This window comes from Paraoerskovia marina DSM 21750 (assembly GCF_000701465.1).
Lineage (GTDB): Bacteria > Actinomycetota > Actinomycetes > Actinomycetales > Cellulomonadaceae > Paraoerskovia > Paraoerskovia marina.
Map to the genome: position 1 here is coordinate 609,352 of NZ_JNIY01000004.1, position 15,765 is coordinate 625,116.

Below are 15,765 nucleotides of genomic sequence, written 5' to 3' on the forward strand. Positions count from 1 at the left end.
GCCGTTCGCGTACCCACGGACGAGTCGTCGACCGCGGACACCGTGCGGCGTATGTCCGGCGGTCGCGCGATGATGGGTGCGTGAGCGAGACGACGAACCCCGCACCGGAACCCGCCGACGGCACGGACGGGGCACAGATGCTCGACGAGCAGTCGGCGCAGCGCCGCTGGTCCGAGCTCGTGGCTCAGGTGGAGGCCGACCAGCGCGCGTACTACGAGGACGACGCGCCGACGTCGTCCGACGCGGCGTACGACACACGCATGCGCGAGCTCGAGGAGCTCGAGACAGCGCATCCGGGCCTCGCGACGCCCGAGTCTCCCACCCAGCGGGTGGGCGGGCAGGTGGCCGCAGGGTTCGCCCCCGTCGAGCATCGCGAGCGGATGCTCTCGCTCGACAATGCGTTCTCCACCGACGACCTGGCGGCGTGGGCGGTGCGGGTGCACCGTGAGCTGCAGATGGACGACGACGCGCGGGTCGAGTACCTGTGCGAGGTCAAGATCGACGGTCTCGCCATCGCGCTGACCTACGAGAAGGGCCGCCTCGTCCGCGGGGTCACGCGGGGCGACGGTCGGGTCGGCGAGGACGTCACCGCGAACGTCCGGACGATCGCGGGGATCCCGCACCAGCTCGCCGGCGACCCCGGTGGACATCCCGACGTCATCGAGATCCGGGGTGAGATCTTCCTCGGCGTCGACGACTTCGCGGCGCTGAACGAGTCGCTGGTCGCCGCCGGGAACGAGCCGTACGCCAACCCGCGCAACACCGCCGCCGGGTCCCTGCGGCAGAAGGACCCCGCCGTGACGGCGTCCCGCAACCTGCAGATGTACGCGCACGGGGTCGGCGCCCTGCAGTGGGACGCCGGGGACCACGCCGAGCTGGACCGTCAGTCCGCCGCGTACGAGCTCTTCTCCACCTGGGGTGTCCCGGTCTCGCCGCACAACCGCGTCGTCGCCGGGCTCGACGGCGTGAACGAGATGATCGAGCACTACCGGGAGCACCGCCACGACATCGAGCACGAGCTCGACGGCATCGTCGTCAAGGTCGACGAGCTCGCCCACCAGCGCCGGCTCGGGGCGACCAGTCGAGCGCCCCGCTGGGCCATCGCGTACAAGTACCCGCCCGAAGAGGTCAACACCCGTCTGCTGGCCATCCAGATCGGTGTCGGCCGGACCGGGCGTGCCACGCCGTACGCCGTCATGGAGCCGGTCAAGGTCGCGGGCAGCACGGTGCGGCAGGCCACCCTCCACAACCAGGACGTCGTGCGGGCCAAGGGCGTCCGAATCGGCGACGTGGTCGTCCTGCGCAAGGCCGGCGACGTCATCCCGGAGATCCTCGGGCCCGTCGCTGCGCTCGCGGACGACGGGTACCCGCGCGAGGACTTCGTGATGCCGACCGAGTGCCCCGAGTGCGGGACGCCCCTGCGCGCGATGAAGGAGGGCGACGTCGACCTGCGCTGCCCCAACGCCGAGTCCTGCCCGGCCCAGGTGCGCGGACGGGTCGAGCACATCGGCTCGCGGGGAGGTCTCGACATCGAGGCGCTCGGCGAGGTCACGGCTGCGGCCCTGACCCAGCCCCTCGAACCGGCAGAGCCGCCCCTGCGCACCGAGGCCGGCCTCTTCGACCTCACCGTCGACCAGCTCGCCCCCATCAAGGTCGTCGTCCGCGACCCGGAGACCGGGCTGCCACGGACGTACGAGGGCGTCGGCGAGTCGGCCGAGATCACGATCGCCGACGGGTCGACCCTGGAGGTCAAGGTCGCGCGTCCCTTCCAGAAGAGACGCAGGCTCTCCAAGGCCGCCGAGACCGCGGCCGTCGAGGCGGGGGAGTCGCTGTACGAGGCCTCGGCGCAGGCGCAGACGCTGATCGACGAGCTCCAGAAGGCCAAGGAGAAGGACCTCTGGCGCGTGCTGGTCAGCCTCAACATCCGGCACGTGGGTCCCGTCGCCGCCCGGGCGCTCGCCGGCTGGTTCGGTTCGGTCGACGCGATCCGGGCGGCGTCCCTCGAAGAGCTCGCCGCCGTCGAGGGGGTCGGTCCGACGATCGCCGAGCAGGTGACGGCATGGTTCGAGGTGGGTTGGCACCGGGACATCATCGACGCCTGGGCGAAGGCCGGCGTGAACATGGCGGAGGAGCGCGACGAGTCGACGCCACGCACCCTCGAGGGGGTGACCGTCGTCGTCACCGGATCGCTGGAGAACTACTCCCGGGACGGGGCCAAGGAGGCGATCATCGCTCGCGGCGGCAAGGCCTCGGGGTCGGTGTCCAGGAAGACGGACTTCGTCGTGGTCGGGGAGAACGCCGGGTCCAAGGAGGCCAAGGCACGCGACCTCGGCCTGACGATCCTCGACGAGGACGGGTTCGCCACGCTCCTCGACGGCGGGCCGTCGGCCCTCGGGTAGGCGGGTGGGTCTGACCAGCGCTCCTCGACGTGCAGCGTGCGGATATTCCGTCACTATTGTGATATGAGCCACCCACCTCGCCTTCTCCGTGCCGTGGTTCTTCGGCGCGTCGCCACCGCCGCCGCACTCAGCCTCGCGCTCGTGGGGCTCGTCCCGGCACCCGCGGCGCTCGCTGCGCCAGGACTCGCCGTCTCGAAGTCGGCGGCGGGCGAGGTGCTCGCCGGGGAACCGATCACGTACACGCTGACGGCGACGAACGACGGCTCGGGAGCAGCGGAGTTCAACGGGAGCTTTCGGGACGAGCTCGCACCCGGGCTGACGTACGTCCCCGGGTCGACCACGCCCGAGGATCTCGGCGACCCGATTGTCGCCACGGACGCCTCGACGGGCCAGCAGACTCTCACCTGGGCCGACGTCGACGACGTGCTCCCCGGCAGCTCGGTCACGATCACGTTCCAGGTGCAGCCGGACCCCGCGGTGTACCCGGCGGGCTCCGTCGTCGCCAACAGCGGCGAGGTGTACACCAGCGAGGACCCGTTCGTCTCCCCGGAGTTCGATGCCGACGGCAACGTCGTCGGCGGTACGTCGGACGCGACGGCCGCTTCACCGTCGACCGCGACGACCGTGACGGGCCTCGTCATCTCCAAGGGGGAGCCCAGTCCCGAGGGTGAGCTCCTGCGGGGCGTCCACGACAACGTGACCGAGTACACGGTCACCGTACGGAGCGCGCCGGCCGCGGGCAGCGAGAACGTGGTCGTGGTCGACCACCTGCCCGCGAGCCTCGAGTACCTCGGCTGTGACGGCGGCCCCGACAACACCACCGGCGGCGAGGAGTACCCGGGCTCGGGCCCGCTCGTCCCGCCCGCGCTGTCTCCCTGTGTCGAGCCCGACTCCGTCACCACGGTGATCGACCCGAGCGGGCTTCCTGGCGGTGTCTACACCCGCGTCGAGTGGCAGATTCCGGCGATCGACGCCGGTACCGAGCTTGAGCTCCACTATGCGGCGGGGGTCCCGTTGCGGGAGAACGTCCTGTGGACGGCGGACCCCGCTCCGGAGTCGACGGCGAACCTGGACAACAACACGGGCCCGTCCACGAGGGAGACGGACGCCGAGGCGACGGCGACGAACCTGGTCTCCGTCGAGGGCGACTACCTGGGCGACGTCGCACCGGGTGGCGCGACGAGGCTGGGCGACACTGCGACCGAGACCGTCACGGTCGAGGACGTCCGGATGCGCAAGACGGTGGAGCCCGAGGACTTCACCGCCGGTGAGATCGGCACGTACACGATCGTGATCGACTCCAGCGAGTACGTCTCCGCCGATCCGATCGTCGTGGAGGACGTCGTGCCTGACGGTCTGTGCCCGCTCGGGGACGCCGGGACGAACTACGCCGGCGGTGTCGCCGACTGCGAAGGTGCTGCGACGACGGCACCGTCGACGCCGTACGACTCGGTGGAGCAGAACGCCGACGGGACGTTCGACGTCTCGTTCGCGCCGACGACGCTGGCGGAGAACGACACGCTCACCATCACCTACCAGGTCAGGATGCTCCCCGCCTACCTCGGCACAGGGGTGCCCACGGCGGCCGGCGACTCGTTCACGAACTCTGTCGAGCTGACGGCCACGACGACCCCGGTCGCCGGGACCGGCGAGTCGGGCGAGCAGCAGGTGGCGGACGAGTCCGAGGTGACCATGGCCGCGAGCGGCTTGACGCTGACGAAGACGATGCTCGGCCGCGCCGACTCGGGAGGCGTCTGCTCGACGGATCTGGGTGACTATGCCGAACCGGACGACGTCGACGCGGACCAGCGTGAGTTCCGGCTCGGCGACCGGATCTGCTACGGCCTGCGCGTCCAGTTCTCCGACGAGGCCCAGACCCGGAACGCCGAGCTCGCCGACCTCTTCCCCGCCGGGCAGTCGTACGTCGCCGGGTCGGCGACCCCGGGCGACGGGAACACGGTCGTCGACTACTCCGAGACCGCCGCGCCGGACGGGTCGAAGGTCGTCTTCCTCGTCGGTGAAGAGAGGGACGGAGCGCGATTCGTCGATCGGGGAGCCGTGTTCGAGATCGTGCTGCAGGCGGAGGTGACGACGCCGGCGCCCGGGCCCGGGACGCTCGACGCACCGAACTTGCTCAAGGGGCGGAGCGAGGCGACGGACGGGACGTCGACGACGATCCGCGACAAGGCCGTCGTCCAGATCGACCCGGTTCCTCCCGTCGGCATCGTCAAGGGGGTCGAGTCGGTGGATGAGCCGGCCACCGGTCCCAACGGCCCTGGGTCGGACGTCGACGGATCCGAGGTCGCGGCGGGGTCCGTGGTGACGTTTCGCGTCGACGTGACCCACGAGGGGGTCCCGGGCGGACCCGACGGCTACCCTGTCGGCGCGTTCTCGGTCTGGGACGTCCTCGAGACCGGGATCCGGTGTGTCGACGTCTCGAACGTCGTCCCGGACCCGTCGATCGCCGGAACGCCGACCGTCACCTGCACCGACCCGGGCGATTCCGCCCACCCGGAGTTCGCGGGTTCTGACTCGTGGAGCCTGCTGCGCGTGGAGTATCCCGTCGACCCGTCGAACCCTGCGGATCAGCTGGTGGCGCCCGGTGAGACCGTGACCACCCTGTACGACGTGACGATCCCCGACGACGCGGGGGCCGGTCAGCGCTACGACGACACGGCATACGTCAGGTCCTTCGTCTCGGAGACCAACGTCGACGACACGTTGGAGGTCCTCTACCCGCAGGGGAACGTCGACCTGTCGGTCGAAGAGGCTGACCAGACCGCTCCGTCGGCGTCGGACGGGTCGAACGTCGTCGTCCCGGGGGTCGAGGTCGAGAAGTCCGCCACGACGTCCATCGAGGAGACGAACAACGACCTTCCCTCCCAGGCCACCGTCGGCGAGGAGGTCACGTACGCGTACCGAGCGATCGTGCCGGCCAACACGACGGTGTACGAGGCCGACCTGCAGGACACTCTTCCGTCGGGTCTCGTGCCGACGGGTGACGCCACGCTCGCGTTCTTCCCCGATGCGGACGGCGACGCCACCGCGCCGGTCCCGGCACCGGTCACGATCGACCCCGCGACGGGGACCGTCGACTTCGGCGACGCCTACCAGAACGCGACGGACGCGGACCAGGCGTTCGAGGTGACGGTCACGGTGCTCGTGACGGACGAAGCGCTCACGGCGTCCCAGAACGGCGTCCCGGTCACGAACACCGCCCGGTTCAGGAGCCTGGAGACGGCGGGTGGCGCAGCCCTGCCCGCCGTCACGGACGACGCACAGGTCGAGCTCCGTCAGCCCCGGCCCACGGTCGAGAAGTCGAACAGCTCCCTCGGGCCCGTGCCGGGTGGTGAGGAGCTCACGTTCACGGTGGTCGCGGGCAACGACGCGACGAGTGCCAACGGCGTGCCGCGGCCGCCTCTGCACGACGGCTTCGTCGTCGACTGCCTCCCGGCCGAGCTGATCTTCGTCGCGTTCCTGGATCCTGCCGGCACCGCGAGCCCGGGGGACGGGGCCAACGGGTGCCCCGCGGGCACCACCCGGCTCGTCTGGTCGGTGGGCACGATCGAGCCCGGAGCGGCGGTTGAGCTCTCCTACACGGCCGTGCTCACCGACGACGCCGTCGCGGGGGCTACCTACACGAACACGGTCGCCTTCTCCGCGGGCACGCTCGACGACGGCAAGTCCGACCCGTTCGCCCCGGACAACCCGGACGAGCGGACCGCGACGGTCACGGACACGTCGAGCGTGACGGTCGCGGGCGCGGGGATCACGAAGACCGTGTCACCGTCGCAGGCCACGATCGGGGAGCGGTTCACCTGGCGGGTCACCGTCGAGGTACCGCCCAACACCTCGTACTACGACGCCGCGATCGTCGACCAGATTCCGGCAGGGATCGACCAGATCGAGCTGGTGCGGGCACTGTGCACGGAGATCGGCCCCGACGGGATCACGTTCTGCGACCTGCGGGGAACTCCGTTGCCCAGCGTCGAGAACGCCGACGGGTCCACCACGGCGGCGTGGTCGTTCGGCGACGTCCTCGGATCAGCCGCGGAGCGCCGGATCACCGTCGTCTACCGCGGTCGACTGGCCGACGAGGACGGCCTGAGCGCCGGTGACCAGGTGGTCAACGACGCCTCGACGGCCTGGAACCTGGACGCCGACGACCCGGACCCCGTCGACGCGAACGGCCCCTTCACGGAGACGGGTCAGACCGCCACCGCGACGGCGTCGGTCGTCGAGCCGGAGATGTCGATCACCAAGTCTGTGAGCAACACCGCGCCCGATCCCACCGAGGAGTTCACCTACACCCTCACTCTGAGCAACGCCGACGGCCCGACCGTGAGCGACGCACACAGCGGGACCGTCGTCGACACGGTCCCGGACGGCGTCGTCGTCGACCCGGCATCGATCACCGCAGGCGGCGAGCTGACGGGAGCAGACCCCGTAAACGGCGGAGGGACGATCACGTGGACACCGTCCGACCTCGCGGGCCCGCTCGGCCCCGGTCAGACGGCGGACCTCCAGTACACCGCCGTCCTCGCGCCCAGCGTCACCCTGACGGGGGACGCCCTGACGAACGAGGCGGCGCTCGAGTCGTACTTCAGCCTGGGGATCGAGGACGAGGGAGGCCGCCAGTACGTCGGCCCGACGACGGACGCCGACGTCGCCCCTGACTTTCCCGAGCTCGACGTCGCCAAGTCCCCGGTCTCAGAGTCGCCGGCGTACATCGGCGAACCGTTCACGTGGAGCGTGACGGTGACGAACGTCGGCGACGCGACGGCGTTCGGAGTCGATGCGGAGGACACCATCCCGTCCGGATGGGACTTCGTCGAAGGAAGCCTGCAGCTCACGGTCGACGACGGTGCGTACCTCGGGGACGTCGAGCCTGACTTCGACGGCGACACGGTCCGCTACGAGGACGTGGCGACGTTGCCGCCCGGGACGAGCGTCACAGCGACCTACGAGCTGGTCCCGACGCCCGACGTCGTGCCGAACGTCGGCAGCGACGTGCCGCAGGTCAACACGGTGGCCGTGACCGGGGAGGACGAGTCCGGCGCTCCGGGCAACGCGGTGGGGCCGTACGAGGCAGATGCGTCCGGCGAGACCTATATCGCCAGTGCCGACCTGGTCGCGACCAAGACTCATGACGAGCCTGTCGTGGCGGGCGAGCCGCTGACATGGACCGTCGAGGTGTCGAACGCCGGCCCGGACACGGCTGTCGGGCCGTTCACGGTGCTCGACTCCTTGCCGGACGAGGTCGAGACGGCCGCGGCGACCGGCGACGGGTGGACGTGCCAGACCGACCTGACCACGGAGCCGGCGTCAATCCTCTGCGACCGTGACGTGCCGGGCGAGCTTCTGGCGGTCGGTGAGAGCCTTCCGCCCCTCACGGTCGAGACCGACGTGCCCGCGGACGTGGTCGAGGGCACGGACCTGGTCAACGAGGTGTTCGTCGACTCCCGGACCTACGACCCGGAGGAGGAGAACAACACGGCCACCGATGTCGCGACGGTCTCGGCGGTCGCCGATCTGGAGATCGACAAGGCCCACGCAGGCGACCTCACCGCGGGCACCCTCGGAACGTGGACGGTCGACGTCACGAACCTGGGGCCCTCGGACTCGCAGCCCGTGATCGTCGTCGAGGACACGCTCCCCACTGGCGTGACGTTCGACAGTGCGACAGGAGACGGGTGGGAGTGCTCGGGTACAGGCCGGGACGTGCGCTGCGAGCGGGACAGCGTCCTGCCTGCGGCCTCGGTGGCACCGCAGATCACGGTGGTCGGGCAGATCGACGAGGCCGCGAACGGCAGCCTCGAGAACACGGCGACCGTGACCCCGACGACGTCGGACCCTGACGGGGCGAACAACACCGCGACGGACACCGCCGATCTGCTGACCTCCGCCGATCTGGTGATCGAGAAGTCGCACGAGGGCTCGTTCGTCGCGGGCAGCCAGGGCACCTACACCTTCACGGTCGTGAACGCCGGTCCGTCGACGGCAGCTGCCCCGGTGACCGTGACGGACACGCTCCCGGACGGTCTGCAGTACAGCGCGTCCGGTGGTGGAGAGGGCTCGTGGACCTGCTCGTCCTCGCCTGGGACGGACGGGCTCGACGAGGTCGAGTGCGTCCTCGACGGCGACCTTCCCGTCGGCGCGGAGGTCTCTGTGGACGTCACGGTCGACATCGACCCCGATCTCGGCGCAGGTGAGTTCGTCAACAGTGCCACCGTCGACTCGTCGACCCCTGACCCGAACGAGGTGAACAACACCGACGTCGACGACACGCAGTACGACTCCGAGGCCGACCTCGCGGTCGTGAAGTCGCACGAGGGTGACGCCGTGGCCGGCACGGAACTCACCTGGACCGTGCAGGTGGAGAACCGCGGGCCGTCCAGCACGGAGGGCCCCCTGACCGTCACGGACGCGCTGCCCGACGGCGTGACCCTGGTGTCCGCGGGCGGTCCCGGTTGGGGATGTGACGAGAATCCCGAGGCGTTCGTCACGTGCACGAGCGACGAGTCGTTGGCCGCCGGGTCGGACGACAGTCCGACGCTCGCGGAGCCCATCGAGATCACCGTGCTCGTCCTGCCCGACGCGGGACCGTCCACGCTCGAGAACAGGGCAAGCGTCGACGGTGTGCTGCCGGACCCTGACGTCACCAACAACACGGACCTCGACCCGGTGACCGTCATCGACGTGACAGATCTGTCCCTGTCGAAGAGCGTCGACGGCCCGGACGAGGTCGTCGCGGGCACGCGTGTCACCTACGAGCTCGAGGTCTCGAACCTCGGACCGTCGGACGCCGACACCGTGCTCGTCGCCGACTACCTGCCGATCGGCATGACACCCGTCTCGGCCACGGGCGAGGGCTGGCGCTGCGTGACGACGGGCCGTAGCTTCGTCTGCCGTACCGACACGATCGCGGCTCCCGTGCCCCCGGCCGATCCGTCGTCGACGACGATCGAGGTCGTCGCGTCGGTCGACTCGGCGATCCCGGCCGGGACCTCGCTCGTCAACACGGCGGGGGTCCAGACGGCGACGTCCGAGGACGATCTGACGAACAACGACGACGACGCGTCCGTCACCGTCGTGGCGTCGGCCGATCTCAGTCTCGTCAAGTCCCACGACGTGGCTCTCGACCCGGCGGTCGCCGGCACCGAGGCGTCGTTCACGATCGACGTCGCGAACGCCGGCCCGTCGGATGCGCAGGGACCGGTCACAGTGACCGACACTCTGCCCGACGGACTGTCCTTCGTCGGCGCGACGGGGCCGTGGGCCTGCGCCGCGAGCGCGGACGGTGCCGAGGTCACGTGTGTGCTCGACGACGACGCCGGTGTGGTCGCCGGGGGATCTGCGCCGACGCTCGAGGTCGTCGTGGCCGTCGCCGACGACGCAGAGCCGGGCGACTACGTCAACACGGCGACCGTGACCTCCGAGACCGCCGACCTCGACGAGAGCGACAACACGGACACCGACACGGTGCCGGTGGAGCGCCGTGCGGACCTCTCGATCAGCAAGACGCACGACGGCGAGGCGAGGGTGGGTGACGAGCTGACGTTCGAGGTGCTCGTCGCCAACGCGGGGCCGTCCGTCGCGCAGGACGTGACCGTCAGCGACCCGCTGCCGACAGGGGCCTCCTTCGTCGCCGCCGAGGGGGAGGGGTGGGAATGCGCCGAGGTCGAGGGGACGGTCGACTGCTCGTACGTCGGCTCCGGCGACGGGGCTCTTCTCGACCCGGGCGTGACCGCTCCGCCGATCGTCGTGACGGTGGTGCTGGACGCGGAGGCCTATCCGGAGGTCGTCAACGTCGCGACCGCGGCCACAGTGACGCCGGAGCTCGACCTCGACGACAACACGGCGTCCGACACCGTCGACGTCCCGCCCGAGGTGGACCTTGCCGTGGCGAAGAGCCATGACGCCGACTTCGTCGTCGGGGAGCAGGGGGCATGGACGATCACCGTCACGAACCTCGGCCCCACACCCGACCCCGGGCCCGTCGTCGTCACCGACACGTTGCCCGACGGGGTGCAGTTCGTCTCGGCCGAGGGTGACACGGTCGCATGCGAGGCGGACGGGCAGGTGGTGTCGTGCGCCGTCGACGGTGAGCTGGCCGTCGACGACGTCGCCACGATCTCCCTGGTGGTCGAGGTGCTGCCCGACGCGTATCCGAGCGTCACCAACGGGGTCACCGTGGAATCGCCGTCCGAGGACGTCGACCTCTCGAACAACTCCGCGACGGACGACGCTCCGGTCGTACCGCGCTCGGTGCTCGACATCTCCAAGATCGTGGTCGGCGAGCCCGACGAGCAGGCGACGTTCTCGATCGTCGTCACGAACGAGGGGCCGAACGCCACCACGGCGCCCGTCGTCGTGACGGACACGATGCCCGACGGGCTGGCCCTCGTGTCAGCCTCGGGGGAGGGCTGGGAGTGCGGTACCGGCGGTGCGACGGCGACCTGTACCTACGCCGACCCGCTCGACGTCGGCGACCGGACACCTCCGATCACGGTCGTGGCGGTGGTCGAGGCGAGCGCAGGAGCCGAGGTGACGAACGTGGCGGCAGCCACGGGCGGAGAGCCGGACGGCGCGTGCCCGGACTGCGATCCGGTCACGGACGACGCGACGTTCACCGTGCCGATCCCGGGTGAGCAGCTGCCGGTGACGGGTGCAGAGGTGCTGCAGCTAGCGCTGCTCGCACTGCTTCTGCTGGCGGCGGGTGCCGCGACGGTGGCGACGACCCGGTCTCGCCCCTCGAGCCGCTAGACCCGTCGGGCCGCGCGCTACGCCGTGCGCGCGGCCCAGAGCATCCCGCGCTCGATGATCGTCCTGACCTCGGGAATCTCCAGCTCTGCCGGACTGTGGCCGATCGTGCAGGCGAATACGTGCCCGCGACCCCAGCTTCTCGTCCAGACGGCCGGGACGGTGACGGGCGAGTGCCACGGCGAGTCCTCGCGCGGCACGTGCGTGGTCGTGGCGAGGACGTCGCTCGCACCGTCGCTGAGCACCCAGTACTGCTCGCTGGTGATGGAGATCTGGGAGACGCCCTCGACGATCGGGTGGTCGGCCCGGTCGGGGCTGATCTCGACGGTGTGCTCGATGAAGTCGTCGGGGTGAGCGACGAACTGCGCTCCGATCAGGTGCTGGTAGTCAGTCGCGTTGCGGAAGGCGTCGATGAGCCCGCCGTGCCAGCCGGCGAGCCCGGCGCCGTTCTCGACGGCGACGCGCAGTCCGTGCATCTCGTCGGCCAGGATCTCGCCGATGCTCCAGCACTGGACGATCAGGTCGACCGTGCTCATGTACGGCTCGTCCGCATAGACCTCGAGCGAGTCCTCGACCTGGACGTCGAACCCGTGGGCGCGAAGGAACGGGATGAAGAGGTCGGTGGACTCGACGGGGGCGTGGCCCTCCCAGCCGCCGCGGACGACGAGGGCGCGTCGTGTGGTCATGATGCCTCCGACCTCTCGGCAATGAGCGCTTCGACGGCGGTCGCCGCCAGGATCTGATCGGTCACCATAGCCGCTGCGCCGATGACTCCGGCCTGACCCCCGGTGTGGCTCGTGGTGATCCGCAGGTGCTGGGTGGCGAGGGGCAGGGACCGTTGGTAGATCACCTCGCGGATGCCCGCGATGAGGTGCTCGCCGGCCTCGGCGAGGACCCCGCCGACGACGATCCGCGCCGGGTTGAGCAGGCTGACGGACGACGCCAGGACCGCTCCGATGTCGCGGCCGGCCTGCCGGACCGCCTGGCCGGCGAGCACGTCGCCCGCGCGGACGAGCGCCACGACGTCCGCGGCGGTGGCCGCCTCGGTCCCGGCGTCACGGAGGCGGGCGGCGATCGCGTGCCCGCCGGCGAGCGCCTCGAGGCAGCCGGTGTTGCCGCAGCGGCACGGAACCTCGTCGGCACCGGGGACGGCGATGTGCCCGACGTCGCCCGCCGCGCCCTGGGCGCCGCGCCTGAGCGCGCCGTCCATCACGATGCCCGCCCCGATGCCGGTCGCGACCTTGACGAAGAGGAGGTCCTGCTCGGTGGGGAACGTGGTCCGGTGCTCCCCGAGGGTCATGATGTTGACGTCGTTGTCGACGAGCACGGGCACGGGCAGGTACGTGTGGAGCCGCCCGGGCACGTCGACGTCGTCCCAGCCCGGCATGATCGGGGGGTTCACCGGTCGGCCACGGGTGTGGTCCACCGGGCCGGGGAGTCCCAGGCCGAGGCCCACGACCTCGTCGACGCGACGGCCGGCGGTCGCGACCAGCTTCTCGGACGTCTCGGCGACCCAGGCGAGCACGGGGTCCGGCCCGTCGGTGATCGCGAGGGGTGCGCTGGTCTCGGCGAGGACGGTCGCGGCGAGGTCGGTGACCGCGAGCCGCGCGTGCGTCGCGCCGAGGTCGATGCCGAGGACGATCCGCGCGGTCGGGTCGAAGGCGAAGTTCGACGGCGGTCGCCCGCCGGTGCTCGTGGACTCACCCGCGGGGGCGAGGAGTCCGAGAGAGACCAGGGCGTCGATGCGGGCGGCGATCGTCGACCGCGACTGCCCGGTCTCGGTGACCAGCCCCGCGCGTGTGCGTGGGACGCCGTCGCGAAACAGCTGGAACATCTCGCCGGCGCCCGTCGGGCGCGGCGGGAACTTCTTCAGCCCTTCCATGAGCACAGTGAATCACGCAACCTTCCGGACGTCGCCACGGTTCTTCAGCGTGACGAGCGTCACGGCTTGGTAACGATGCAAAAGTACCGCATCTTTTGATTGACGAACAGCAGAAGTCACTCTACGTTCGTCATATGGTCACCGCAGACCCCACAGCACCGATGCTGCAGATGCACGGAATCGTGAAGACGTTCCCGGGAGCACGAGCTCTCGACGGCGTCGACCTCGAGGTCCGTCCCGGTGAGGTTCACTGCCTCCTCGGCCAGAACGGCGCCGGAAAGTCCACGCTCATCAAAGTCCTCGCCGGAGCCCACCAACCGAACGAGGGCACGATCCTCGTCGACGGCGAGCCGATCACGATCACAGACCCGGTCACCGCGCTCGGGTATGGCATTGCGACGATGTATCAGGAGCTCGACGTCGTCGACGGACTCTCCGTGGCCGAGAACATCTATCTCGGTCACGAGCTCGCTCGCGCGGGCTTCACCCAGAGGCGGTCCCTGACCCGCCGCACCCGAGAGCTCCTGGAGCGTCTCGGGCACGGCGACCTCTCGCCGCACGCCGAGGTGGGCAACCTCTCGGCCGCCGGCAAGCAGATCGTCTCGATGGCCCGGGCGCTCTCGCACGACGCCCGCGTGATCGTGATGGACGAGCCCTCGGCCGTCCTCGACTCCGGCGAGGTGGAGAACCTCTTCCGCGTCGTCCGGGAGCTCACCTCGCAGGGCGTCGCCATCATCTACATCTCTCACCGTCTCGAGGAGATCCGCGAGATCGGCGACCGGATCACCGTCCTCAAGGACGGCAGCACGGTCGCCACGAACCTCGAGGTCGCCGACACCCCGACCGCCGAGCTGATCCGCCTGATGACCGGCAAGGCCGTCGACAACACGTTCCCGGAGCTTCCGGGGGTCCCTGCCGGGGCCGAGCCCCTGCTCGAGGTCGAGAACCTCGAGCTCGCGGACACCTTCTCGGACGTCTCGTTCACCGTGCGAGAGGGCGAGGTCGTGGGCCTCGCAGGGCTCGTCGGCGCCGGCCGCTCGGAGATCCTCGAGACCATCTACGGCGCACGCCGGGCCACCGGCGGCACGGTCCGCGTGGGCGGCAGCCCGCTGCGCACGGGGTCCGTGCCTCGCGCCGTGCGCGCCGGGATCGGTCTGTGCCCGGAGGAGCGCAAGTCGCAGGGTCTCATCCTCGACGAGGCCGTCTACCGCAACATCACGCTGCCGAGCTTCGACCGGTTCGCGTCCGGCGGGTTCCTCAACGAGTCGGCCGAGCGGGCGGCGGCCGAGGAGCAGGTGGTCGCGCTCGACGTCCGCCCCACCGACGTCGACCGCACCGTCCGCACCCTCTCCGGCGGCAACCAGCAGAAGGCGATCCTCGGCCGCTGGCTCGTCCAGGGCTGCCGCGTCCTCCTCCTCGACGAGCCCACCCGGGGCGTCGACGTGGGCGCGCGTGCCGAGATCTACGCACTGATCCGCTCCCTCGCGGACGCCGGGGCCGCCGTCGTGGTCGTCTCCAGCGAGATCGAGGAGGTGCTCGGCCTCGCCGACCGCGTCCTCGTCGTCTCGGAGGGACGGATCGTCCACGAAGGCCCCTCGTCATCGATCGACGAGCACGGCGTGCTCGACCTTGTCATGGAAGGAAGTGCCGCATGAGCGGTCAGCAGGAGACCGGACAGGCGGTCTCGGAGACAGAGCAGACGGCGCCCGAGCAGGCTCCGGACGAGACGAGCTCGGGCCACGGCGGCGGGCGCTCGGCCCTGCTGCAAGGATCGATGGGGCGCAACGCAGGACTCGTCCTCGCGCTCCTCGCCCTCGGGGCCGTCGGCTACATCACGGCCGGGGACCGGTTCCTCAACGTCGACAACTTCATGACGATCTTCCGCGCCGCAGCGGTGATCGGCGTTCTCAGCATCGGCATGACGTTCGTCATCACCGGCGGCGGGATCGACCTCTCGGTCGGGTCCGTCATGGGACTCTCCACGGTCTGGGCGTCGACGCTCGCGACCCAGACGATGGCAGAGGACACGCACTGGATCGTCATGGTCCTGACAGCGCTGGCCGTCGGCACGGCCGCCGGCCTGGTCAACGGCGTGCTGATCGCCTACGGCAAGGTCGTCGCGTTCATCGCGACGCTCGCGATGATGGTGGCGGCCCGCGGGCTCGCGGAGATGATCTCGAACCGCCGGACGCAGATCGTCGAGGTCGACGGCTTCCTCGACTTCTTCCGCGCCGACGTCCTCGGCGTCCCGGTGCTCGTGTGGATGTTCGCGCTCGTCGCCGTCGTCGGGTGGGTGCTGCTCAACCGCACGACGTTCGGCCGCCGTACCGTCGCCGTCGGCGGCAACCCCGAGGCCGCCCGGCTCGCCGGCATCAAGGTCCAGCGCCACACCATGTACCTCTACGGGCTCGCCGGCTTCACCGCCGGGATCGCCGCCGTGATGATGCTCGCCCGGACCACGGCGGGCACGTCAACCAACGGCTTGTACTACGAGCTCGACGCCATCGCGGCGGTGGTCGTCGGAGGAACTCTCCTCGCCGGCGGCCGCGGCACGATCGTCGGGACGGTGTTCGGCGTCTTGATCTTCTCGATCCTCCGAAACGTCTTCACCCAGAACAACATGTCCATCTCGGCGCAGGCCGTCGCGCAGGGCGTCATCATCGTCGTCGCGGTCCTCCTGCAGCAGCAGTTCGCCGAGCGGAGCAAGCGAAAAGCCTGACC

Annotated in this window: 6 protein-coding genes; 4 read left to right on the top strand and 2 right to left on the bottom strand. The window is 70.4% G+C overall.

The features are described from left to right. The first annotated feature begins 137 nt into the window (after window positions 1-137). Together ligA and Q343_RS0108900 are read left to right on the top strand one after the other, a co-directional pair. Window positions 138-2,399, top strand: coding sequence for an NAD-dependent DNA ligase LigA (ligA, locus tag Q343_RS0108895; protein ID WP_029253233.1), 2,262 nt, complete (start codon window positions 138-140; stop codon window positions 2,397-2,399). 63 nt (window positions 2,400-2,462) lie between these two features. Continuing rightward, entirely contained in the window at window positions 2,463-11,165 is an 8,703-nt protein-coding gene (locus Q343_RS0108900) for an isopeptide-forming domain-containing fimbrial protein (RefSeq protein WP_081829732.1), read from the top strand. Between the two features lie 17 nt (window positions 11,166-11,182). Here the strand turns inward: Q343_RS0108900 and Q343_RS0108905 are convergent, their stop codons facing one another. Beyond that, window positions 11,183-11,848, bottom strand: a complete 666-nt coding sequence (locus Q343_RS0108905; RefSeq protein ID WP_029253235.1) for a ThuA domain-containing protein — start codon at window positions 11,846-11,848, stop codon at window positions 11,183-11,185. Next, window positions 11,845-13,044, bottom strand: a complete 1,200-nt coding sequence (locus Q343_RS0108910; protein WP_029253236.1) for an ROK family protein — start codon at window positions 13,042-13,044, stop codon at window positions 11,845-11,847. The genes Q343_RS0108905 and Q343_RS0108910 overlap by 4 nt, the downstream gene beginning before the upstream one ends. 134 nt (window positions 13,045-13,178) lie before the next feature. Between Q343_RS0108910 and Q343_RS0108915 the strand changes: the two genes are divergently transcribed. Together Q343_RS0108915 and Q343_RS0108920 are read left to right on the top strand one after the other, a co-directional pair. Then, entirely contained in the window at window positions 13,179-14,699 is a 1,521-nt protein-coding gene (locus Q343_RS0108915; protein WP_029253237.1) for a sugar ABC transporter ATP-binding protein, read from the top strand. Further along, window positions 14,696-15,763 carry an ABC transporter permease gene (locus tag Q343_RS0108920; protein ID WP_029253238.1) on the top strand — a complete coding sequence of 356 codons (1,068 nt, stop codon included), beginning with the start codon at window positions 14,696-14,698 and terminating at the stop codon, window positions 15,761-15,763. Before Q343_RS0108915 ends, Q343_RS0108920 begins: the two co-directional genes overlap by 4 nt. Window positions 15,764-15,765 lie beyond the last annotated feature (2 nt).